The sequence below is a fragment of the Lyngbya sp. CCY1209 genome, from assembly GCF_055795065.1.
The window spans coordinates 1-21,763 of record NZ_JAYFER010000245.1; the positions used below are offsets into that span (position 1 = coordinate 1).

Annotated in this window: 16 protein-coding genes; 11 read left to right on the top strand and 5 right to left on the bottom strand. The window is 55.5% G+C overall.

What is annotated here, in order from left to right; genetic code table 11:
- Positions 1 to 91: 91 nt before the first annotated feature.
- Positions 92 to 2,038 carry a peptidoglycan-binding protein gene (locus AC0QHF_RS06455; RefSeq protein ID WP_324703371.1) on the bottom strand — a complete coding sequence of 649 codons (1,947 nt, stop codon included), beginning with the start codon at positions 2,036 to 2,038 and terminating at the stop codon, positions 92 to 94.
- 47 nt (positions 2,039 to 2,085) lie between these two features.
- The gene (locus AC0QHF_RS06460; RefSeq protein ID WP_324703372.1) at positions 2,086 to 4,863 is read right to left on the bottom strand and encodes a CHAT domain-containing tetratricopeptide repeat protein; all 2,778 of its coding nucleotides are present in this window, start codon (positions 4,861 to 4,863) and stop codon (positions 2,086 to 2,088) included.
- A gap of 107 nt (positions 4,864 to 4,970) precedes the next feature.
- On the opposite strand from AC0QHF_RS06460, the gene AC0QHF_RS06465 reads away from it, so the two are divergent.
- The 3 genes from AC0QHF_RS06465 to AC0QHF_RS06475 all read left to right on the top strand — a co-directional run bounded on the left by AC0QHF_RS06465 (position 4,971) and on the right by AC0QHF_RS06475 (position 8,256).
- Positions 4,971 to 5,912, top strand: a complete 942-nt coding sequence (locus AC0QHF_RS06465) for a FecR family protein (protein ID WP_324703373.1) — start codon at positions 4,971 to 4,973, stop codon at positions 5,910 to 5,912.
- Between the two features lie 205 nt (positions 5,913 to 6,117).
- On the top strand, positions 6,118 to 6,732 hold the full coding sequence (locus tag AC0QHF_RS06470; RefSeq protein ID WP_324703374.1) for a Uma2 family endonuclease: 615 nt from the start codon (positions 6,118 to 6,120) through the stop codon (positions 6,730 to 6,732).
- A 153-nt stretch (positions 6,733 to 6,885) separates the two neighbouring features.
- Positions 6,886 to 8,256 carry a protein kinase domain-containing protein gene (locus tag AC0QHF_RS06475; protein ID WP_324703375.1) on the top strand — a complete coding sequence of 457 codons (1,371 nt, stop codon included), beginning with the start codon at positions 6,886 to 6,888 and terminating at the stop codon, positions 8,254 to 8,256.
- An 81-nt stretch (positions 8,257 to 8,337) separates the two neighbouring features.
- Here AC0QHF_RS06475 and AC0QHF_RS06480 read toward each other — a convergent pair whose 3' ends face one another.
- Together AC0QHF_RS06480 and AC0QHF_RS06485 are read right to left on the bottom strand one after the other, a co-directional pair.
- A complete protein-coding gene (locus AC0QHF_RS06480) occupies positions 8,338 to 9,084 on the bottom strand; it encodes a WecB/TagA/CpsF family glycosyltransferase (protein WP_324703376.1) in 747 nt (248 codons plus the stop codon).
- A gap of 114 nt (positions 9,085 to 9,198) precedes the next feature.
- Positions 9,199 to 10,665, bottom strand: a complete 1,467-nt coding sequence (locus AC0QHF_RS06485) for an FAD-dependent oxidoreductase (RefSeq protein WP_324703377.1) — start codon at positions 10,663 to 10,665, stop codon at positions 9,199 to 9,201.
- Between the two features lie 245 nt (positions 10,666 to 10,910).
- Here AC0QHF_RS06485 and AC0QHF_RS06490 point away from each other — a divergent pair, with 245 nt between their 5' ends.
- The 7 genes from AC0QHF_RS06490 to cysE all read left to right on the top strand — a co-directional run bounded on the left by AC0QHF_RS06490 (position 10,911) and on the right by cysE (position 18,987).
- Positions 10,911 to 14,183, top strand: a complete 3,273-nt coding sequence (locus tag AC0QHF_RS06490) for a glycoside hydrolase family 15 protein (protein WP_375341403.1) — start codon at positions 10,911 to 10,913, stop codon at positions 14,181 to 14,183.
- A gap of 91 nt (positions 14,184 to 14,274) precedes the next feature.
- Positions 14,275 to 14,595, top strand: a complete 321-nt coding sequence (locus tag AC0QHF_RS06495) for a NifB/NifX family molybdenum-iron cluster-binding protein (RefSeq protein WP_324703379.1) — start codon at positions 14,275 to 14,277, stop codon at positions 14,593 to 14,595.
- A gap of 181 nt (positions 14,596 to 14,776) precedes the next feature.
- Positions 14,777 to 15,640, top strand: a complete 864-nt coding sequence (locus AC0QHF_RS06500; RefSeq protein WP_324703380.1) for an ATP-binding protein — start codon at positions 14,777 to 14,779, stop codon at positions 15,638 to 15,640.
- Positions 15,637 to 16,524 (top strand): ATP-binding protein, encoded by an 888-nt coding sequence (locus AC0QHF_RS06505; RefSeq protein ID WP_324703381.1) that lies wholly within the window; start codon positions 15,637 to 15,639, stop codon positions 16,522 to 16,524. Before AC0QHF_RS06500 ends, AC0QHF_RS06505 begins: the two co-directional genes overlap by 4 nt.
- Before the next feature lie 35 nt (positions 16,525 to 16,559).
- Positions 16,560 to 16,898, top strand: a complete 339-nt coding sequence (locus tag AC0QHF_RS06510; RefSeq protein WP_324703382.1) for a NifB/NifX family molybdenum-iron cluster-binding protein — start codon at positions 16,560 to 16,562, stop codon at positions 16,896 to 16,898.
- Between the two features lie 126 nt (positions 16,899 to 17,024).
- Positions 17,025 to 17,882 carry a damage-control phosphatase ARMT1 family protein gene (locus tag AC0QHF_RS06515; RefSeq protein WP_324703383.1) on the top strand — a complete coding sequence of 286 codons (858 nt, stop codon included), beginning with the start codon at positions 17,025 to 17,027 and terminating at the stop codon, positions 17,880 to 17,882.
- 334 nt (positions 17,883 to 18,216) lie between these two features.
- Positions 18,217 to 18,987 carry a serine O-acetyltransferase gene (gene cysE / locus AC0QHF_RS06520; RefSeq protein WP_324703384.1) on the top strand — a complete coding sequence of 257 codons (771 nt, stop codon included), beginning with the start codon at positions 18,217 to 18,219 and terminating at the stop codon, positions 18,985 to 18,987.
- Here the strand turns inward: cysE and AC0QHF_RS06525 are convergent.
- On the bottom strand, positions 18,984 to 19,565 hold the full coding sequence (locus AC0QHF_RS06525) for an Npun_F5749 family FMN-dependent PPOX-type flavoprotein (RefSeq protein ID WP_324703386.1): 582 nt from the start codon (positions 19,563 to 19,565) through the stop codon (positions 18,984 to 18,986). The two genes, cysE and AC0QHF_RS06525, sit on opposite strands and share 4 nt — an antisense overlap.
- Before the next feature lie 109 nt (positions 19,566 to 19,674).
- Between AC0QHF_RS06525 and AC0QHF_RS06530 the strand changes: the two genes are divergently transcribed.
- Positions 19,675 to 20,748 carry a tocopherol cyclase family protein gene (locus AC0QHF_RS06530; RefSeq protein ID WP_324703385.1) on the top strand — a complete coding sequence of 358 codons (1,074 nt, stop codon included), beginning with the start codon at positions 19,675 to 19,677 and terminating at the stop codon, positions 20,746 to 20,748.
- Positions 20,749 to 21,763: the final 1,015 nt, after the last annotated feature.

The following is a 21,763-nucleotide window of genomic DNA, read 5'->3' on the forward strand; positions in this document are numbered from 1 at the left end:
AATTCGCCTCCCCCTTTTCAAGGGGGACGGGAGGGGGCTCAATTCGCCTCCCCCTTTTCAAGGGGGACGGGAGGGGGATCGACGACAATTATCAATCTTGAAAGACCATCACGCTTCCGGAATAGCAGGCGACCCAAACCTGTCGCATTTGGGGGTCGTAAGTGATGCCGATGGGGTGGTGGTTGACGCGGACGCTGTGGATGATTTTCATGTCTTCGGTGCGAACTTTACTCATTGTATTCGATTTGTAATTCACCACGTATAGAAATTGACCGTCGTCGGAAATTGCCATGCTTCTCGGGTTTTTTCCGGTGGTGATTTTTTTGATAATTTTCCCCGTCGATAAGTCGAGTTTTGCCACCTTGCCTTCGGAATTTAACGTGACGTAGAGAAACTTTCCGTCCGGGCTAATATTGAGATGGCGGGGGGCACGGCCGACATTGTTCAGCCAACTGACGGAAAAATCTTCCAGGTTGACGCGGGCGATTTGGGTGGAACCCATCACCGCCACATAGGCGGTTTTCGAGTCGGGATGGACGGCGATTCCTCGGGGGTAGCGGCCGATTTTGATGCGTTTGATTTCCTCGTCCGTTTGGGTATCGACGACGCTCAAATCCCAGCCGCACCAATTGCTCACCAAAACGAACCGTCCGTCCGGCGTGACGGCGTTAAATTTGGGAACCGGTCCCACTTGAATGGCTTGTTCTATGGTGAGGGTTTCGGTGTTTATTTTGTAGAGAAAACTGTCGTCGTGTTTTCCCGCCGGAGAACATTTGTCGGTGCCGGGACGCTTGAAGCCGGGGCCGTACATTTTATAGTTGGCGACGTAGGCGAATTTGCCGTCGGGGGAGAAGGAGGCTTCGACGGGGGAACCTTTGTAATTTCCCTGGAATTTGGAGAAGCCGAAGTCGGACAGTTTGATGTTGTCGGGGAGGGTTTTAATTAATTCAAAGGTGCGATCGTAGATGGTGATTGTGTGGCGGTACATCATGTTTTGGGCGAAAAATAAGCCCGTGCCCGAGTGGACGATGGATTTGGGAGACAGTCCGCCGGTGATGGTTTTGAGGTGGGTCATTTTCCCGGAGGGATCGCGGGGTGGAGCCTCCACGAAACTGGGATTTTGCAAGACGGCGATCGCGGCATTTAATCCCCCTTCTAGATTGGGAAGTTCGGCGGTCGAAACTTCCATTTCTTGTGGCGATTCCGTCGGTGTCGGGCTGGGAGTCGGTGCGGCGATCGCCTCCGTTCTTTTGATTTCAAGGGGGGTAATTCGGGTGGAAGTGTCAATTTTAAATTGCACTTCTTCTCGGCTTTCCGTCGGGGCGGCTGCGGGACTTTGAACGGCGGTTGGGCGGACTTCCTGCTGTTCGGTTTTGGGAGGTGAAACTGGGGGGGTTTGAGCCGCCGCCCTTGGGGAAGGTGAAACGGGGGTATTTTCAGAGGAAGCATCAGCTAAAGCTGCGCGGGTTTGCGGCCCGACAATTCCATCGACTTTCAAGCCCCGATCGCGCTGAAATTCCCGGACAGATGCCTGAGTTAAAAATCCATAATAACCATATTTTGAACTATTAAAATATCCCAATCTTTTGAGTTGAACCTGAATTCTAACAACTTCCAAGCCCAGGCTTCCGGGCTTCAAAGTTGGCATTTTTTTCAAGTCTTGCGGTGTCGCCGAATCGGGGCGGACTGTAGTTTCTTCCCCCCGCAATGCGGCTAAAGTTTTCCGGCCGACGATGCCATCAATTTTTAACCCTTTGTCTTTCTGAAACTGTCGGACTGCCTCCCGGGTCATGGAGTCGTAATATCCCGTTACCGGGCCGTCAAAATACCCGTCGTCGCGGAGTTGTTCTTGCAGGGCTTTCACCTGGGAACCCCGATCGCCCCGGCGGAGGGCGTGGGCCTCACCGATTCCCAGGAATAAAATCAGGGCGATCGCGCCCACGAGTGAGATGATGGGACGGCGACGGGGCGCTGGGGCTCGTCTTCGGTTAGATGGATCGGAATGGGAGGCCAAACGCAATAAAGCCAGGATGTCCATAAGTCATTCGACAGCATTTTTCTCCGCTATCCTACTACAATTTCCCCCTATTTTGAACGGTTCCATTCCCCCTGAACCGTAAACCCCGCCCAATAGTAGGGGGAGTGCCAGCGGGATTGCCGCCAGATCTCGATTTGGGCCTGCCGCAGGGCCTCCGACGGAGTGCGATCGCCCTCGATCATATTGCGATAAAATATCCCCATCAATTCCGCCGTGGCGCGATCGTCCACCGCCCACAAACTCACCACCACCCGCGCCGCCCCGGCGTACATGAAACCCCGGGTGAGTCCCACCAAACCTTCCCCCCGCACCTCTTGCCCCAAGCCGGTTTCGCAGGCGCTCAACACCACCAAATCGGCGGGGAGATTCAAGTTAAAAATATCGTGCAACCGCAGAAATCCGTTCAGGGGTTGACCGTCCGGATCGAGGAGGGAGAGGACCAAGCCGGAGAGTTCCGGGTTTTGGCTGTTGAGAATGCCGTGGGTGGCGAAGTGGAGGATGCGATAGCGACTCAGTTGCTCACTGGTGGCGAAATCCCGGGTGGCGGAAAAGCCGAATTCCCGGGTGGATTCCCCGGGGGGGACGAGGGCGAGAATTTGTTCGGCCTCCGTCTGGGTGTAGGGGAGGCGGTCGAAGAGTACCCCCGACTCCCGGGCCGATCGCTCCAAATCCGGCGGCAGGGGGGCCGGGGCGATCGCGCCATTGTCCCGAAGTCGCTCGTCGTAGCGGCTGAACACCGGATCAGCCAAAACCGCGACGGTCCTTTCGGCTGGTTTCCGTCCGGCGATCTCCCGCCGCAACACGGCCAGGGCCGAAGCCGAAGGCAGCGTCACCACCTCGCGATCGACGATCAGGGGCCGATAGTCTTCCCCTGCGGTTTGGGACAGGGCGGCGAAGGGGACGTACTGCAACGCCCCGTCCGGGGCCACCAGCAACCGGGTTTTGTCGGTCCGGTCCGCCACCGGACCGAGCAACAGTTTCCCCAACTCGGCGGCGGCCGTTTCCGCCCGGGTGCGGCGGATTCGCAGGTTCGGCAAAATGAAACTGTCCCTAAATTTTTGGGTGGCGGCTTCGAGGGTTTGCCGTCCGGGGAGTTCGTAGGTTTCCAGAGACTCGGACGTCACCGCCCAGACGAAACTCCGCTTTTCCCCCAGGGAGTAGGCCAGCAACAGACTCTGTTCGTCGAGAACCTGTTGTTGGATTTCCGCCAAACTCAGGGGTTCGGGCTGCGTCAGGGCGGCGTAGCGGGGACTCCCGGCGCGAATTTCAGCCACAACGCCCCGGTATTCGTCCAGGAGGCGATCGATCTCTTGTGCGATCGCGGCCTTTTGTTCGGCGGTGTGGGGGTTGCCCAGGAGCTCGATGCGGCGTTGTTCGGCGGCGGCGAGTTGCCGTTGAAGCCGTTGTTTCCGTTCCAGGAGTTGGGGATCGACTCCCGATGTCACCTCGCCCCCCATTTCGGCGAGGAGATCCAATAATGACCGGGCTTTCGCCCGTTCGCTGGCCTGCAAGGCCCGGGCATCATACCCGCCATCGGGCCGCAGCCCGTGCAGTTCCATGAGCAAATCGATATAAAATTCGTAATATTCCTGTTTGGAGGCGAAAAACGTGGTTCGGAGTTCCTGGGATGCCACGTTGGTGCGGAGATCTTCAATAATCGCGATCGCCGCTTCGATTTCCACCAACGCCGCATCGCGATCGCCTCCGGACCGGCGGGCGATGGCGATCCGATACCGGGATAGGGCTTCTTTGGCGCGATCGCCGATTTCCCGCCGCAAAGCCAGGGCCCGGCTATAAAATTGCAACGCCCCCTCAAAATCCCCCTGTTTGGCGGAGACGACGCCGATATTATTCAACGTGCTCGCCAATCCGCTGCGGTTGGCAATTTCCTCCCACAAGGGCTCGGCTTCCTCGAAGCTGGTCCGGGCGCGATCCCAATTGCCCAGGCGGGTGTAGGTGTAGCCGATATTGTTGAGGGTGGTGGCCATCCCGAGGCGATCGCCCTTTTCCCGGTAAAGCAATAGGGCTTTCTGGTAGGCGTAAAGGCTCTGGTTGTAGTTATCTTGGGAATCGTAATACAAACCGATATTGTTGAGGGTGACGGCCTCCCCGCCGCGATTTTCGAGTTGCTGCCACAGGGTCAGCGATCGGCGATAATAGTCGAAACTGAGGGGATATTCCCCTAAACTGTCGTAGAGCAAACCCAGATTGTTGAAGGTGCTCGCGAGTCCTTCCCGGTTGTCGATCTGGCGGTGTAATTCCAGGGCGGCGGTGTAAGTGTCGATCGCCGCTTGGTAGTTCCCCAGGGGTTCGTAAACCGCCCCCAAGCCGTTGAGGGCGTAGGCTTCCCCCCGTTTGTCTCCCCCCTCGCGATAGTCGGAAATGGCTTGTTGGTAGGATGCGATCGCCTGTTGGTAGTCCCCCAATTTGTAATGGAGTCTGCCGATTTGGTTGAGGGTGTAGGCCCGATCCTGAATGCGATCGCCCGTTTTGTAGTAATCCAGCGCCTTTTTGTAGGCGTCCAAACTCGACCGCAGGTCCCCCAGGCGATCGTACACCAACCCCAGCCCCCACAGTGTCTCGGCTTCCCGGTCTTTCGACCCCAATTCCCGATACAGTCCGACGGCTGTGTTAAGTTCGGTAAGGGCAATTTGCAGGGCTTCCGGCGTCCCCTCCCGCACCAATTCCACCCCCGCCTCGAAAGCGGTTTGGGCTTCCGCGACGCGGGGATCTGGGGCGGCGGCCGCAACTAAAATCGGGGAGAATCCGACAATACAGGCAGAAACTAGGGCGATCAATCGGGTTTGGGGTGAGGATAGATTCATTGGAAATGGGGAATGGAGAAACTTTTACTTTTCACTCTTCACTCTTCACTTTTCACTTTCCCTACACCCTACACCCTACACCCTACACCCCAATTCGGGAGAGGAGTATGAAAAAATTTAAATTAACGGCTACAATTGCGGCAATTTTATTCGGGGCGATCGCGCCGGCGAGGGCAGATGTTCCCACCCTACAACAACAGCTTCAAGTGGTGCAGGGAAGGCGGGGGTTAGCCGTTGAAGGACTCCAGGGGGATGTCACGATTAATGGCAATCCCGCCCAACTCGGCGATCGCGTTGGGGCGGGGGATCTCGTCGTCACCGGAGACGGGGCGATCGCGATTTTGCGCGTCGATAGCAACATCGGCACCGTAGAAATGGCTGAAAATACCATTCTTGAAATCAGAACCACCTCCGGAGAAGCCGGCATCGCCCCCGATCAAGTGACCGTTTTCTTCGTCCCCAAAGGCCGAATTCGCGCCTCCGTCGCCCGTTTCGTCAGTGCACCCTTGCGCGATACCTCCACCGCCGCCCACCCCCAGGAAATCGCCGCCCTCCACTGGGAGGGACTTTTGGCGGACGAGGAAGACTCGGAACAATCCGCCGAAGAGTCCCCCTTTCGAGTCGAAACCCCCGTCACCGTGGCGGGCGTTCGCGGCACCTCCTTCGGGGTCAATGTCGGACCCGACGGCAAAACGGGAGTCAGCACCATCGAGGGCACCGTCGGGGCGATTTCTGAGGGGGAAGAAGTGCGAATTGAACCCGACAATTTCTCCGTTGTCAACCCCGGACAATCTCCGACATCTCCCGATTTTACACCGCCCTTATCGGGTTTGGAAATCTTCCAAGTCACCCGCTTAAATCCGCGCACCGTGAGAGTTTTGGGACAAGTCGATCCGATGGATTTAGTTTACATCGACAATCGGGAAATTGCCACCGATGAAAACGGGAAATTTGACGCGATCGCAGATCTCCCCGCCAGCCGCCGCCTGGGAATTGTCGTCCGGGGTCCCTCGGTGCGGGAGCGACACTACATCCTCCCCGTACCGTAAAATATAACGCTACGCGCTTCTTAATAGGGAATGGGGAATAGGGAATGGGGAATAACAACTGCCTTTTCATCCGGCTTCCAGCTTTGTCTCCCTTCCCAAACCCGTCAATACTCGCCGAGCTATTTGCTATAAAATCGGGTAGAATAGGCGAGATACCGGTTCCCCCATCGACCTTGAAAACCACACTATCAACCTGCAATTCACCATGATCGCAACTCCCCAAACAAAAACCTACACCCCCGAGGAATACCTGAACCTCGAAACCCAATCGGAAACCAAAAACGAATATCGCAATGGAGAGATTATCCCAATGGCAGGCGGAACTATCAATCACAATAAAATCGCCTTGAATTTTTGTCGCAAATTTCCGCTGACAATCGACGGACAAGATTACGAAGTATATCACGCCGATGTCCGTCTGTGGGTTCCCCGATACAACATCTACACCTATCCCGATGTGATGGTCCTGGCGGGCGAACCCATTTACCAAGAAAACCGCACGGATACCGTCATCAATCCCAAATTAGTTGTCGAAGTTTTATCGGATTCGACCCGGAACTACGATCGCGCCCAAAAATTCCTTTACTACCGTTCGATCAACAGTTTCCAGGAATATATTTTAATCGACCAATACTCCTTTCACGTCGAACAATTTTCCAAAACAGAAAATGGCAAATGGCTGCTGACTGAATACGAAGACGCCGACGACCAACTGACCTTAGAATCCGTCAACTACACCCTCCCCCTAAAAGACATATACGAACGAGTCAGCTTCCACAATCCCCCCGATCACGAACCGACATCGGGAACCTTACTATAGGCTGACTTCCCGAATACACCGGGACAGAAATTCGGATTTATCCGGCCCATCGTGTCCCGGTTTTGGGATGAGGTTGCGATCGCGCGGCATCTCCGCGAAAGAATCCCCCCAATTGCGGTAAAATAAACGGCGGGGGTTATTTGGAGAAGATAAATGAGCCAATGCTTGAACCCTGATTGTCTGGCGAGTAACCCGTCCGATGCCAAATTTTGTCAGCGTTGCGGCACCCAATTGTTGCTGAAAGGACGCTATCGCGCCCTCGAAATTATCGGTCAGGGCGGGTTCGGCCGCACCTTCAAGGGGTTCGACGAAGACAAACCCTCCAAACCCCCCTGCGCCATCAAACAATTTTATCCCCAAGCCCAGGGCACCAAAACCCTCGACAAAGCGAAACAACTGTTTGAACGGGAAGCCGTCCGCCTCGACGAGTTGGGACACCACCCGCAAATTCCCGAACTCTACGCCTATTTTACCCAAGACGATCGCCAATATTTAGTCCAAGAATACATCCGGGGAAAAAACCTCCAGCAAGAATTGCAGGAGTCGGGAAATTTCGGGGCAGATCGCATCCTCCAACTGCTGCAAGATCTCCTCCCCGTCCTAGATTTCGTCCACAAAAAGCAGGTCATCCACCGAGATATCAAACCCGACAATATCATCCGGCGCACGTCGGACAATCAATTATTTTTGGTGGACTTCGGCGCGGCAAAATTCGCGACTTCTACGGCTTTGACGACCCCCGGAACCTCCATCGGTTCCTCGGGCTACGCCGCCCCCGAACAGACCTTCGGACAGGCTAATTTTACCAGCGATATCTACAGTTTGGGCGTGACTTGCATTTATTTACTCACCCACATCGACCCCGTACAATTGTACGACGCCAACGAGGGGGAATGGGTGTGGCGGCAGTATTTGAGCGAACCCGTCAATCCCGCCTTCGCCCAAGTCTTGGATAAAATGTTGTCTCACACCGCCAACAAACGCCATCAATCCGTCGGGGCGGTGTCGAGGGCGATCGCACCTTTTATCTCCCCAAAAATCGACTACACGCACCTCGAAAATCTGCTCAAAAACGGCCGCTGGAAAGATGCCGATCGCGAGACGACCACCCTGATTTTACAGGCGACTAATCGCGAACAGCAGGGCTATCTCGACCTGAAAAGTCTCGACGCTTTACCCTGCGAAATCCTGCGGGCGATCGATAACCTGTGGGTCCGCCACAGCGCCGGCCGCTTCGGGTTCAGCGTCCAGAATCAAATTTGGAAAGCGATCGGCGGTTCTGCCACTGCGAATATCGAAACCTACAATACCTTCGGAGAACGGGTCGGCTGGCGGGGAAAAAATGACTTTTTGTGGTATAATAATCTCATCTTCGATGTCGATCAAGCACCCAAAGGTCACTTGCCCACGGGTCGGGTCGGAGATATTGCGATCGCCAGCCGCTTCCTGGGAAAAATCGGCGGTTTCGGGTTGAAAAGAATCCTGGCAATTACCGCCAAATTAGATCGGTGTGGCATTGAATAAGAATAGCCGAGAAACCGGGTTTGGCGAGAACAGCTTCGGTTCCCACACTGACATTCGGATATAAACCCGGTTTCTCAAATATCACGATTTCCAAAACGCCTTCCATGCGAACTGGGGAAGTGCCAGCATCCGCCGCCACCGCCAGGGCTCTTGATAGAGGCGATACAACCACTCCAAATGATTGTTACAGAACCAGGCGGGCGCCCGTTCTTTCTCCCCCGCCCAAATATCGAAACTGCCCCCCACGCCAATCCAAATCGAATTCGGACAGAGGTGGCGATTTTCGGCGATCCAAAATTCCTGGCGGGGCACACCCAATCCGACAAGAATCACTTGGGGTTGTAATTCCCGCAGGGTTTCTTTCATTTCTTGTTCTTCCGAGGGGGATAAATAACCGTGATAAGATGCGATCGCCAATCCCGGAACCTGCCGCTGGAACGCATCCGCCGCCTTCTGGGCGACTCCCGGTTTCCCGCCGTAGAAAAACGCCAATCCGGAGGACCCGAACTGGTTCACCCGATGAATCACCGCTTCCGAGAGTTCGATTCCCGGACAGCGTTGAATTTGATATCCCTTGAATTTCAGATAAAGGACGACCCCCGCCCCGTCGGGAATGACCAAATCCGCCTCCCGAATCGCCGTCGCCAGGGGCTCGTTCCGTTCAGCCTGCATCGCCATTTCGGCATTCAGGGTGATGACCTGGGTTCCCAACCCCAGACGCAGGCGACGCGACAGCCAATCGCCGTAATTTTCGGCCAGGTGCACCGGCAACCCCAAAACGGGAAACGTCGGGGGACTCGCTTCCGGCGTCAGCAAACCTTGAGACATAACTCCCTCACACACACTGCAAATCGATCGCAAATTATCCAAATTATACGTTCGATCTGCGCGTCCGTCTGGATTTCTGCGGGGGGGAGAGAACCGCGATCGCATTTTTTCAGGTCAGAATCGCCAAATTGAAACCCAGGATGCGATCGCCAACCCCGAAATCAATAGATACAGAATCGCCGTCGTTTTCTGCGCTTTCCTCCAAATCTCATCATAACTCAAATTGTAATTGGAAATCATCAAAATTGCGGGGGGATCAAAAATTTGAGGCAATAACCGATTTAACAGGACTCTCAAAATCACATTGACTCGCCACAAATTCTTGCGAAATTGGTTTTGATTGTATTGCCACGGGAAGCCAATTTGGGCGAGTTTAGCCAAAGCTGCGGTGTCGTTGGCCCGTAAAGATTCGTACAGCGGCAAAGCGCGGGAAAGGTCATTCTCGGCTTCGGAAATGGCTTGATGGAGGACGCATACATCCTCCAACGCAGCGTTGACACCCTGCCCGATATCCGGCGGGAAACAGTGGATGGCATCTCCCATCAGCACCACTCCGGCCGTATTTTTGTCATTTTCGGACAACAGAAAAAACAGTCCGGGACAATATTGGGGATCGGGAAATTGTCCGCCCTGGCTTTCTGCAAATCGGGCGACTTCTTCAGAAGATAATATTTTGTCGATTGGCAATTGGGGAAAAGCGGTTTCCAAAAAATCAAATACCTGCTTGCCGTCTTGCAGTTTCCAGATGTCGCGATCGGGATAGGTGATGATATTGGCGGTGCGGGGTTCGTCGGGATTTTTCCTCGGCAGCAAACCCAAAGAAACGGCACGATCGCGATCTCGGAACGCGCCGCGGATGGCGTAGGCGGTGCTGGGAATCGCCCGTTCCGAACCGTCGCGGTTGAGGGGCGGTTGGGGCGGCAGGGTGAGGACTTTGTATTTCAAACCCGAACTCGGAGAGGGAAAGTGCCGCATTTCAAACCGTTTCGATCCGGCGGAATCGTCCCATTTTGATAACGTTTTTCGGACGATGGAAGTGATGCCATCGCAACCCAGCAGCAGGTCTGTTTCAAAGGTCAAATTTTGGTCATCGCCTTCGTTATTATTTTTGGCGATAACTTTGAGTTTTTCCGAACCATCGCTATCCGCGATCGCTCGATCAATTTCGAGACAAACCGTGTCGAATAAAACCGTGATGCAATGTCGCCAATTTTGTTCGATTTCCTGATATAATAATTGCATGAAAGTAGAGCGGGGGAGCCAGTACGCGGTTTTGCGATCGCGACTTCCGGGAACGGGCATTTTTGAGGTGTTCTGGCTTCCGTCAGCTTGGATGACCGTAAAATTAACGTCCGTGTTGGCGACGCCGAGTTCCGCAAGGCGATCGCTCAGTCCCAGAAAGTCGGTGCATTTTTGGCCGCGGCCGTCGATCAAATAAAGAAAGGATTTGTCGGGTTCGTAGAAATCGGCGGACGGGCGTTTTTCCAAAACGGTAATATTGTTCCAACCGCTTTTGGCAAGCATCAAGGCAGTCGCCAAACCAGCCGGGCCGCCACCGATCGCGATCGCAGTTTTTTCCATCTTGTTTGACTCCTTTCTGTTGGTGCGTTTTAGCGCAGTTACTCTGGGGCTAAAGCCCGACAACGAAATGGGGGGTGGGTGAATTGCGATCGCCGGCCGAATTGTTCGTGACGAACAGACAAATGGAACGGGCGATCGCGACGGGAACGCTTTTTAGAGCAAATTCCGAGAGTATGCTAACATTAAAAATCGCTCAAGATGCCACATCTGGCGGTTCGATCGCGATCGCGAGGAGGATACGAGAAATGTCGATGACAGCAGCCGAACGGACGGCACGGTTGGAGGATTACTACCACCAGATCAAAACGGTCATCCTCCGGCGACAGAACCCCGTCAGCGGCTTGCTTCCCGCCAGCACCGCCATCACCACCCACGGCAACTACACCGATGCCTGGGTGCGGGATAACGTCTACAGCATCCTCGCGGTGTGGGGACTCGCCCTCGCCTATCGGAAAGTGGACGATCGCCCCGATCGCACCTACGAACTCGAACACAGCGTTATAAAATTGATGCGGGGCTTGCTATTCGCCATGATGCGGCAGGCGGACAAAGTGGAACGCTTCAAAAAAAGCCAGCATCCCCTCGATGCCCTCCATGCCAAATACGATACCACCACCGGAGATACTGTCGTCGGGGACCACGAGTGGGGACATTTACAACTCGACGCGACGTCCATTTACCTGCTGATGTTGGCGCAGATGACCGCATCGGGATTGCAGATTATTTATACTTTGGATGAAGTCTGTTTTATCCAAAATTTAGTTTACTATATCGGCCGCGCCTACCGGATTCCGGACTACGGAATTTGGGAACGGGGCAATAAAATCAACCACGGAAATCCGGAACTCAACGCCAGTTCCATCGGCATGGCGAAAGCCGCCCTCGAAGCGATGGACGGACTAAATTTATTCGGCGTTGACGGTTCCCAGGAATCCGCGATTAATATTCTTCATGACGAAGTTGCCCGCAGCCGCATCACCCTGAAATCCATACTGCCCCGCGAGTCCGGTTCCAAGGAAGTGGATGCCTCTTTATTGAGCGTCATCAGTTTCCCGGCTTTTGCCGTCGAAGAACAGGAATTAATCGATCGCACCCGCAATAAAATCATCGAAAAATTGCAGGGAAATTACGGCTGCAAACGGTTCTTGAGAGACGGACACCAAACCGTCTTAGAAGATAGCGAGAGGCTGCACTACGAACCCCACGAACTCAAACAGTTTGAAAATATCGAGAGCGAGTGGCCGCTGTTTTTCACCTATTTACTGTTGGACGGATTATTTACCGGCGATCGCGATCGCGTCAACGAATACCTCGGCCGTCTCGAATCCCTCCTCGTCGAACGGGACGGCTTCAAACTCCTCCCGGAACTCTACTACGTCCCGCCAGAATCCATCGAAGCCGAACGAGAAAATCCCCGCAGCCAACCCCGCAAACCCAACGAAAATATCCCCCTCGTTTGGGCGCAAAGTCTGTATTATCTCGGCACCCTCATTCACGAAGGATTGTTAGATATCGGCGATATCGACCCCCTCGGACGGCACCTGTGCGTCCGCCGCCACCGCGATCCGATCGTGCAAATTTCCCTCCTCGCCGAAGACGAGGATTTGCAGCGGGAACTCGCCAACCGGGGCATCGTCACCCACACCCCCAAACAGGTGGAACCCATCCAAATTCGCCACGCCCGGGAACTCTCCCAAATTTACACCCAAATTGGACGCAGTGAAAAACTCGGACTCAGCGGGCGATTTGTGAAGCGCCTGTGGAGTTTGAGCACCTCCCGAATTTTCCACATTTTGGGGGAAACGGTGGTGTTCCTACCCGCCTTTTTGGACCAGCAGGAATTTTATCTCACCCTCGACTATCACTTCCTCGTCTCCCAGATGAAAAGCGAACTGGCTTACATCCAGCGAAACTGGAACCAGATCGGGCGCCCGACGATGACGCTACTGCTAACTTGGACAATGTTAGAAACGGGTCAGGAAGCGTTATTAAACCTCATCGACGAACTCAAAACCGGAACCTGCAACGGGGTGCGGGTGAAGTTGGGATCGCTGAAACAACTGATGCCGAAGGCGGGGACGGAATGGATGAATTTCCTGCCCGACGTGGCGTTTACCGAATCGGCGGTGACGGAAACCCCATCCCAGACGTTCTATTTAATCCACAAACCCGATCGCAATTCTCCCCTGAGTGCGACCCAGGAATTTCGCCTGGAACGGGAAACGGATTCCGAATCGGTATTGCAAGAATTGAAAAAAGCGGAAAATATTTACGAACAGATCGAACTGTTGCGATCGCTGATCCATCTGGAAGGGTTGGATTTTGACACCGGATTCGGCGGTTCTCAGCGGTGCGTGACGGTGCGGGATCTGGTGAACGAAGTTTACTTGAAAGCCGAACAGGGGTTCCGATCCAAAACCGATTTGATGCAGTATATCGAAATGTACGGGATGCCCCCGAAAATCGAGTGGGCGGTGGTGCGGGAAGCCGCCGGGTTGCTGGGGAAAGTCGATATCGGTTTGTCGGATGCGGTGACGGAAATATTGGTCCGAGGGAAACAAATTACCGTCGGAAAAGCCTACAGCGAACAGTCCGTCATCGCCCAACCAATGCCGGCAAAAGAAATCGTCCAAAAAATCGATGAATTCTGCGGGGAAGATATTCGCGATCGCGTCCTCACCCAGGAAATTCTCATTTATTTGGGATGGTTGATCCGGTCGGAACCGGTGCTATTCAAAGGGTTGTTGGTGTTGCGGGTCAATTACTTGATATTGCTCCTCACCAGCGAGCTCGCCGCCGAGTTGAAAGTCACCCAGGATGAGGGTTACGAACAGTTGATGCACCTGACCCCCTTTGAAATCAAAAATCGCCTGCGCCAGGTGCTCGCCAGCTACGAGAAAATGAATCAGTTATTGAAAAAGCGGGAAGCCCTCCACGTCCGCCAATCCCAGGCCGAAATTGACTGGGAAATCGCCCCAGAAAAAGAGGGCGATATCACCCCCCTGGGCGGTTGGCGTCGCCAGCGCCAGATGTCCGGCGCGACGGGGCGGATACCCAAAGATTTTTATCCCAACGTTTGGGCAGTTTTGTCCCATTGCAAAGGTTTGGTGATCGGCGATAAATTGGAGCGGCGCAACCGGTTGGACAGCGATCCGATCGTGTCGGAAATGACGCCGGGTGAGAAGAATTTCGCCCTGACGGTGGAGCACTTGCTGAATAAAATCGAGGCACCGGAATACCGGCAGATGAACGTGGAAGCGCTGATGGAATTGAATGCGATCGTCAGTCGCAACCCGGAATTGCAGGTGGAAGATTACATTGTTTTGGATGTTTTGATCGGCTACGCAGTGCGGCTGGGGTGGCTGGAACGGTATCCCGAACGGAGCGATCGCTACGACGAGGACAAAGCCAAGGCTTGGCACAATTTTTATGAGTCGTCCCCCTACGTCTGCGCGGGTTACATCGTCAAGGCGTTCCGCTTCCTGATGGAGTCCGGTCAGGAAGAGCACGTCGCCTAGAAGTTGTTAAATCATTCCGAACAATCGCGACAACCTGCAACAATTACTTTACTATAGACTCATACAGTTTTGAAACACGGCCAAACTCGCGATGAAAGTTGCCATCAGTTCGACGGGGGATAACCTGGATGCCCCCCTAGATCCCCGTTTCGGGCGCTGCGCCTATTTAATTTTCACAGACCCGGACACCGGAGAATCGACCGCCATTGCCAACGATGCCGCCGCCGAGTCGGGGGGTGCGGGGGTCAAAGTCGCCGCGACGGTAGCCGAAAACGGTGCCCAAGTGGCGATTTCCGGCAGTTTCGGGCCCAAAGCGGCTCGCGTCCTGACTGCGGGCGGCGTTGAAACCTACACCACGAGCGCGACAACCGTCCGTTCAGCTTTGGAAGAATGGCGCCAGTTGTCCGAGTGATGGGGAATGGGGAATGGGGAGGAAAGAGAAGAGAGAAAAGAGGAGAGAGAAAAGAGGAGAGAGAAAATTCTCACTTTTGGCTCCTCACGTCTGACTCCTTCCCAAAGGGGAATCTAAAATCTAAAATTCCCTACACCCTACACCCTACACCCTACACCCGACCTTTAATAAGGAGGTTTTGATGAAACCGGAACGCACGACTATCTGTATCGCCGGAGGAAAGGGGGGGACGGGTAAAACCACCGTGGCGGCGAATTTGGCCGTCACCCTGGCGCGGGGGGGCGGTGCCGTCACCTACCTCGACTGCGACGTTGAAGAACCGAACGGACACTTATTTTTACATCCGACAGTGGAACGGCGCGATCGCGTCACCGTCCCCATTCCCCGGGTCGATGCCTCCCGCTGCATCGGCTGCGGCGAATGTGCCGATATCTGCCAATTCAACGCCATCGTGGCCCTGAAGGGATCGGCGATGGTGTTTCCGGAATTGTGCCACAGTTGCGGGGGGTGCGTTCTCGTCTGTCCCGAAGGTGCGATCGCCGAAGTACCCCAAGAAATCGGCACCGTGGAAACCGGAACCGCCGACGGTTTGGGCTTTGTCAGCGGATTGCTCGATATCGGCCAAGTCAAAACCCCCCCAGTGATTCAAGCCGTCAAAGAACAGATTCCCCCCAATGGCATCGCCATCCTCGACGCGCCCCCCGGCACGTCCTGCCCGGTGGTAGAAACCCTGCGGGACGCGGATTATCTGGTGCTCGTCGCCGAACCCACCCCCTTCGGTTTGCACGATTTGAAACTGGTGGTGGAGATGGCGCGGGTTTTGGACATCCCCTTTGGAATCATTGTCAACCGGGCCGGAATCGGCGATCGCGCCCTTTATGCCTACTGCGAAGCCGAAAACATCGACATCCTCGGCGAAATCCCCGACGATCGCCGCGTGGCCGTGGCCTACTCCCGGGGACAACTAGCGGTGGACGCCCTCCCGGAGGCTCAAACCCAATTCGCCAACATCGCCCGCACCCTCTCGCAACAGGTGGAATTATGAAAGAACTCGTCGTCATCAGCGGCAAAGGCGGCACGGGCAAAACCAGCACGGTAGCCTCCTTTGCGGCCCTGGCTCCCCGCCCCGTCCTCGCCGACTGCGACGTAGACGCGGCCGACCTGCACTTGATTTTATCCCCCACGATCCGCGATCGCGCCGATTTCGTGGGCGGCAACCGCGCCACCATCGACCCCGAGCGCTGTATGGGCTGCGGTGCCTGCCAAGAATACTGCCGCTTCGACGCCATCCATTGGACTCCCGAGGGCGGATACCGGGTCGATCCCATCGCCTGCGAGGGCTGCGGGGTGTGCGTGCGGTTCTGTCCCGGCGAGGCGATCGATTTCGGTGCGGCGGTGAACGGGGAATGGTTCGTCTCCGACACCCGCCACGGCCCGATGGTTCACGCCCGCTTGGGTATCGCCGAGGAAAATTCCGGCAAATTGGTGACGCTGGTGAGGAAAAAAGCCAGGGAAACCGCCGAACAATTGGGCCTGAATCTGATCGTCGCCGACGGGTCGCCGGGGGTCGGATGCCCGGTGATGGCCTCTCTGACGGGGGCCGATGCCGTCCTGTTGGTGACGGAACCGACGCCGAGCGGTTTCCACGATCTCGATCGCGTGGTGGAGTTGTTGCGCCGCTTTCGCCTCCCGGCGATGGTTTGTGTCAATAAAGCCGACCTGAATTTGGAGTTGACGGAACAGATCGAAAAATATGCGATCGAACGGGGGCTGCAAGTCGCCGGCCGCATTCCCTATTCTCCGGCGGTGACGGAAGCCCAGACGGCGGGATTGAGTGTCGTCGAATATGGCGATAACGATGCCGCCGAGAGTTTGCGGACTATCTGGGATCGGGTGGCGCAACTGTTGCAACTCACCCCCAATTTTTAGTCATTTTTAGACCCATTAACCAGAGGAGTATTGCCATGAAAGTTGCCGTTCCCGTTTCCGAGGGATTATTGTCGCCCCATTTCGGTCACTGCCAGGTTTTTGCCCTGTTCGCGATCGATCCGGATAGCAAAAAAATTCTGGAATCCGAAACCCTGACACCACCGCCCCACGAACCGGGATTATTTCCCAAGTGGCTGGGGGAAATGGGAGTCGATTTAGTATTGGCGGGGGGTCTGGGTCCGAAGGCTCAAAGTCTGTTATCCGAACAGGGAATAGAGGCGATCGCGGGTTGCCCTGCCCTGGAACCGAAAACGGTGGTTCAGCAGTATTTGAGCGGTAGTTTATCCACCGGAAAGAATGCCTGCGATCATTGATGGCAGATGAGAGGGATTTTGCCGGGGAGGCGGATTCTTCGTGTTTTCTGTCGTTGAGGGGGGATGGTTGGGATTTCTTTTTCATTCCCCCGTCATCCAATCAAAGACGATATCAAATCAAAGATCATGAGAACCTATATCGATTGTATTTCTTGCTTTTTGAAACAAGCTCAGTCGGCGGTGACAATAGCGGTCGATGATCCGAGCCGTCGCGAGCAAGTGATGGGGGAAGTGTTGGAGGACGTGAGTCGGATGAATTTCGATCGCTCGACGGTGGAAATCGGGGCGGAAATTCACCGCACCCTGCGGGAGGCGAGCGGAAATCCCGACCCGTATCGGGAAATTAAAGACCGCAGCAATCGGCGGATGCTGGCTCTTTATCCTCATTTTTCACAACAGATCCAATCGGCGGAAGACCCCCTGGAAATGGCGGTCAGAATGGCGATCGCAGCCAATATTATCGACTTCGGCGCGATTCAAAATCTCGACGAGGAAACCATCGATAATGTCATGTCCGAAGCCAGTGCTATCCCCCTCGATCGCGCCGCCGTTGAACAATTACGCCGGGAAGTGGAACGGGCAGAAACGATATTGTATTTGGGGGATAATGCCGGAGAAATCGTCTGCGATCGTCTGCTGATCGAACAATTGCCCCGGGAAAAAATCACCTTCGTCGTCCGGGGAAATCCGGTCCTCAACGACGTGACAATGGTCGATGCCGAAGCCGTGGGAATGACGAAAATTGTCCCCGTCATCGATAACGGTTTCGACGCGCCCGGAACGGTGTTGGAATTCTGTTCGCCCGAGTTTCGCGATCGCTTCCAAGCCGCCGATCTAATTATTGCCAAAGGTCAGGGAAATTACGAAAGCCTCAGCGACAATCAGCAAAATATCTTCTTTCTCCTGAAAGCCAAATGTCCGGTCATTGCCAAGGAATTTAATTCCTCAGTCGGCGTGCAAATTTTGCAAAAAGTTCGGCACTAATTTCCCGTTTTTGAATTGTCGTTGATGCGGGTCGGGTTTTCGTTCAACCCGACCCGCCGAGGCTTTCGACCCAATTTTCCGGTAAAATTTCACCACAGAGGCACGGAGGACACAGAGGGGGGGAAATTCTCACCCCCGAACCCCCCAATTGTGGCAGTCGTCAACGAACCCGGGGGCGGAGAGGGACACCGGGTCGGGGCGAGAGTCTCCATCCCACGGACGAAACAGTGGGCCATCTTTCGATTTGAGTAAATCTTGACAATCCCTTTCTCGAAAAAGCACTCATCCTTTAACATAGATAAGTGATTTGTTTAACAAAAATTGGTTTTTGATCGTGCTAAAGACCCTTCGAGCTGACTTTCGCATTATCTTCGATCGCGACCCTGCTGCTCGGAACTGGCTAGAAGTCCTGTTCTGCTACCCCGGCTTGCAAGCCCTGCTGTTCCACCGCCTGGCCCACTGGCTGTACTGCATCGGCTTGCCCCTCGTCCCCCGCCTGATTTCCCACCTGTCCCGGTTCATCACCGGCATCGAAATTCACCCCGGCGCCACCATCGGACAGGGCGTGTTCATCGACCACGGCATGGGGGTGGTGATCGGCGAAACCGCGATCGTGGGAGACTTATGCCTGATTTACCAGGGCGTCACCCTCGGGGGGACCGGCAAAGAAAGCGGCAAGCGGCATCCCACTCTCGGGGAAAACGTGGTCGTCGGGGCCGGGGCTAAAGTGCTCGGAAACCTGCAAATCGGCAACAACGTCCGCATCGGGGCGGGTTCCGTGGTGTTGCGGGATGTCCCCTCCAACTGCACCGTGGTGGGCGTTCCCGGCCGGGTGGTCTACCGCTCCGGCGCCCGGGTCGATCCCCTCGAACACGGCAGCTTGCCGGACTCCGAAGCCGTGGTCATCCGCGCCTTGGTCGATCGCATCGAAACCCTGGAACAGCAGATGGAAGACCTCCGGAAAGAGCAGGTCGTCCTCGTCGATGCCGGCGTGGGCGGGAATTCCCAACCCTCTGACGGGGTATCTCCGGAAGTCGCCCTCAGCCGAAGCTGCCGCATCCAAGACCGGGCGCTCCGGGAATTTTTCGACGGTTCCGGCATTTAAGGGTTGACGGCGCGATCGCGCCAAGTCCCGTCCGCCTGACGACCGTAAATGATCCGATCCTGCGGTTCGCCGCGCAACTGCAAGTGATCCACCCACTCCGGTTCCAACAGCAGCAACACGAACGGGGGCGGCGCTTTTTCCGGGATGGGATCGGGCGGTTCAAAGGCACTCGCGGGCGATCGCTCCCCCCCCGGTTCGGGCCAGAAAAATTGCGGTTTGGCGCGATCGGACAATTCCTGCCAAGCCTGATGGCGGAGGGCGTCGAGATCGCGATCGCCCGAATTATCGCCAATCACCCTCAACTCCCCCGACAGGCGAAACTGTTCCCGGGTTTTGGGAAAATACCAGCACGCCTCCCCCCGAGGATTGCCGCCGATCTGGCCGACCTTTTCGCTGCGGAGGTCTGTGACAAATTTGAGACAATTACTATTGTCCGCAAATCCCCGAAATACCACCGTCCGATTGGCGGGACACCCGTCGGCCCGGACAGTCGCCAGTTGCAGGTAACGGGAATTGGGAAGGCTACGATTTCGGTGCAGTGCCGCCGCCAAGTGCGATCGCCACGGGGGAAGGGTCATCATCGATCGAGAAATATCTGCATCATTTAATATACCGGCTTCCCAAAACCTCAACCTCCGCCCCGACTCCAACTGTTGCCTCTTGCCTCTTGCCTACATTGCCTGCCCTATGCTGAGTGCCAAACCGAATCCCCTGCAAACCCCCCACAGCGGCTACCACTGGGACGGAAGCGATCGCCGTTTCTTCGAGGGCTGGTACTACCGCGTCACCCTCCCCGAACCTGGCCAGACCTTCGCCTTCATGTACTCCATCGAAGATCCCCTGGGGGGCCGGCCCCACAGCGGTGGCGGGGCGCAGATCCTCGGACCCGACGACGGCTACCTCTGCCGCACCTTCCCCGACGTGAACAAATTTTGGGCCGCCCCCGACGCCCTGGAACTGGGCCACTGGGGAGACACCGACCTGAACGCCAGTCCGGGTTATCTCGACCCCCAACTGTTCGATCGCCACATCCGCCAGGGGTATCAGGGGACGGCGACCTGGCACCAGGGCACCCTCAAAGACGGTCCGAACGCCTGCCGCTGGCAATACGCCATCACCCCCGTCTACGGCTGGGGAAACCCGGCCCGACTCCAGCAGTCCACGGCCGGTTGGTTATCGTTTCTGCCGATATTTGAACCGGGTTGGCAAATTTTGATGGCCCACGGCTGGGCGACGGGGTGGATCGAATGGAACGGCGATCGCTACGAGTTTACCAACGCCCCGGCTTATGGTGAAAAAAACTGGGGCGGCGCCTTCCCGGAAAAGTGGTTTTGGGTCAACTGCAATTGCTTCGACGGAATCCCCGATTTGGCGTTGACGGCGGGGGGCGGACGGCGCGGCGTCCTGTGGTGGATGGAGTCCGTGGCGATGGTGGGCATCCACTACCGTGGCGAATTTTACGAGTTCGTTCCCTGGAATGGCCAAGTCTCCTGGCAGGTCGAACCCTGGGGAAGTTGGCAGATGCGGGCCGACAACGGACAATTTCAGGTGTCTCTGACGGCGACGAGCGATCGCCCCGGAACCCCCCTCCGCGCACCCACCCAAGACGGTCTGACCTTCTGCTGCCGTGACACCATGAAAGGGGACGTCACCCTGCAACTGCGGCAGGGAAGCCGGCTGATTCTGGAGGCTCACAGTTCCCTGTGCGGCGTGGAAACCGGCGGCGGCCCGTGGACGGAAACTTGGATAATTAACAATTAATAATTATTATCAATTGATGTCTTCTTCTGGCTCCTTTCCTAGCAATCCTGCCCTCGATCTGTTAAGATAACTAACACCTGGGGCTGTGGCTCAGTTGGATAGAGCAAGCGCCTCCTGAAGAATCGGGCACCATGTGGGGAAACCCCTTGTGTGAATGTGGTCAAACTCAGGGAAGCCTAAGTTCATCCGATGATGGATAAGGTAATCTTGAGCCAAGCTCTACTCCCTCGGGGTAGAGAAGGTGCAGAGACTGGTTTGAGGAGTCGGGATCGACCGCTTCTCGAACGTAACGGCCACCACCTACGGGCGGTTTGTCTAAGGTGAAGGGATAGTCCAGAGAGTGGGGAAACTCACACAAATCTGAAGCGCTAGGTCGCCGGTTCGAGTCCGGCCAGTCCCGTTTCCTTAAACCTCTCATCCTGCAGCGGTTGCAGCGTTCTGCTCAAGACGCTACAACCGTTCCTTGACTCAAAAATTACAAATCAAGACTTGCTATCACAAATTTGCCAATCTGTCAAATTCTCTGCTCTCAATCAGAAGCAATCGGGATGCAACTGGCAAAACACGAAAGAGTCCGGGAGCGTGGTAGCCCCGCGATTTTAATCCGGGGCGGAAACGCGACTCGTGCGGCTTTAGCCGCAATGATATAATTGCAATTACCTTCTCTGTGACCCGAATGGAAGGGGCTTAACATCCCGTGAGGGCAGACTTGCATCACGCAGAAATGTCGGTAGCAAAGTGGTTTCATCGGCGAGAGGCAAAAGGCGATCAGAAACAAGTAAAGGGAAGCCTTTGGGCAACCCATAGAGGCGTATTTGACTTCGCCTATGAGTCCGACAAGTCGGAAGTTCTGAAATCCCTCCGGGGAATCCCCGTCGCTTCAGCGCGGGGAGTAGTCAATCCAGTCCAGATGCAAAAGTTGAGTTGCAACCCGAAAGGTCAGCACCCCCGGCTGAAGCACGGGGGCTTCGTGCCCTCCCCTTCAGGTAGCTGACCAGCTTAAGCCTTAACTGGC

What these genes read in the sequence shown, in the direction of transcription:
- AC0QHF_RS06455 (WP_324703371.1), bottom strand. Translation starts at nt 2,038, where the DNA reads ATGGACATCCTGGCTTTATTGCGTTTGGCCTCCCATTCCGATCCATCT.
- AC0QHF_RS06460 (WP_324703372.1), bottom strand. Translation starts at nt 4,863, where the DNA reads ATGAATCTATCCTCACCCCAAACCCGATTGATCGCCCTAGTTTCTGCC.
- AC0QHF_RS06465 (WP_324703373.1), top strand. Translation starts at nt 4,971, where the DNA reads ATGAAAAAATTTAAATTAACGGCTACAATTGCGGCAATTTTATTCGGG.
- AC0QHF_RS06470 (WP_324703374.1), top strand. Translation starts at nt 6,118, where the DNA reads ATGATCGCAACTCCCCAAACAAAAACCTACACCCCCGAGGAATACCTG.
- AC0QHF_RS06475 (WP_324703375.1), top strand. Translation starts at nt 6,886, where the DNA reads ATGAGCCAATGCTTGAACCCTGATTGTCTGGCGAGTAACCCGTCCGAT.
- AC0QHF_RS06480 (WP_324703376.1), bottom strand. Translation starts at nt 9,084, where the DNA reads ATGTCTCAAGGTTTGCTGACGCCGGAAGCGAGTCCCCCGACGTTTCCC.
- AC0QHF_RS06485 (WP_324703377.1), bottom strand. Translation starts at nt 10,665, where the DNA reads ATGGAAAAAACTGCGATCGCGATCGGTGGCGGCCCGGCTGGTTTGGCG.
- AC0QHF_RS06490 (WP_375341403.1), top strand. Translation starts at nt 10,911, where the DNA reads ATGTCGATGACAGCAGCCGAACGGACGGCACGGTTGGAGGATTACTAC.
- AC0QHF_RS06495 (WP_324703379.1), top strand. Translation starts at nt 14,275, where the DNA reads ATGAAAGTTGCCATCAGTTCGACGGGGGATAACCTGGATGCCCCCCTA.
- AC0QHF_RS06500 (WP_324703380.1), top strand. Translation starts at nt 14,777, where the DNA reads ATGAAACCGGAACGCACGACTATCTGTATCGCCGGAGGAAAGGGGGGG.
- AC0QHF_RS06505 (WP_324703381.1), top strand. Translation starts at nt 15,637, where the DNA reads ATGAAAGAACTCGTCGTCATCAGCGGCAAAGGCGGCACGGGCAAAACC.
- AC0QHF_RS06510 (WP_324703382.1), top strand. Translation starts at nt 16,560, where the DNA reads ATGAAAGTTGCCGTTCCCGTTTCCGAGGGATTATTGTCGCCCCATTTC.
- AC0QHF_RS06515 (WP_324703383.1), top strand. Translation starts at nt 17,025, where the DNA reads ATGAGAACCTATATCGATTGTATTTCTTGCTTTTTGAAACAAGCTCAG.
- AC0QHF_RS06525 (WP_324703386.1), bottom strand. Translation starts at nt 19,565, where the DNA reads ATGACCCTTCCCCCGTGGCGATCGCACTTGGCGGCGGCACTGCACCGA.
- AC0QHF_RS06530 (WP_324703385.1), top strand. Translation starts at nt 19,675, where the DNA reads ATGCTGAGTGCCAAACCGAATCCCCTGCAAACCCCCCACAGCGGCTAC.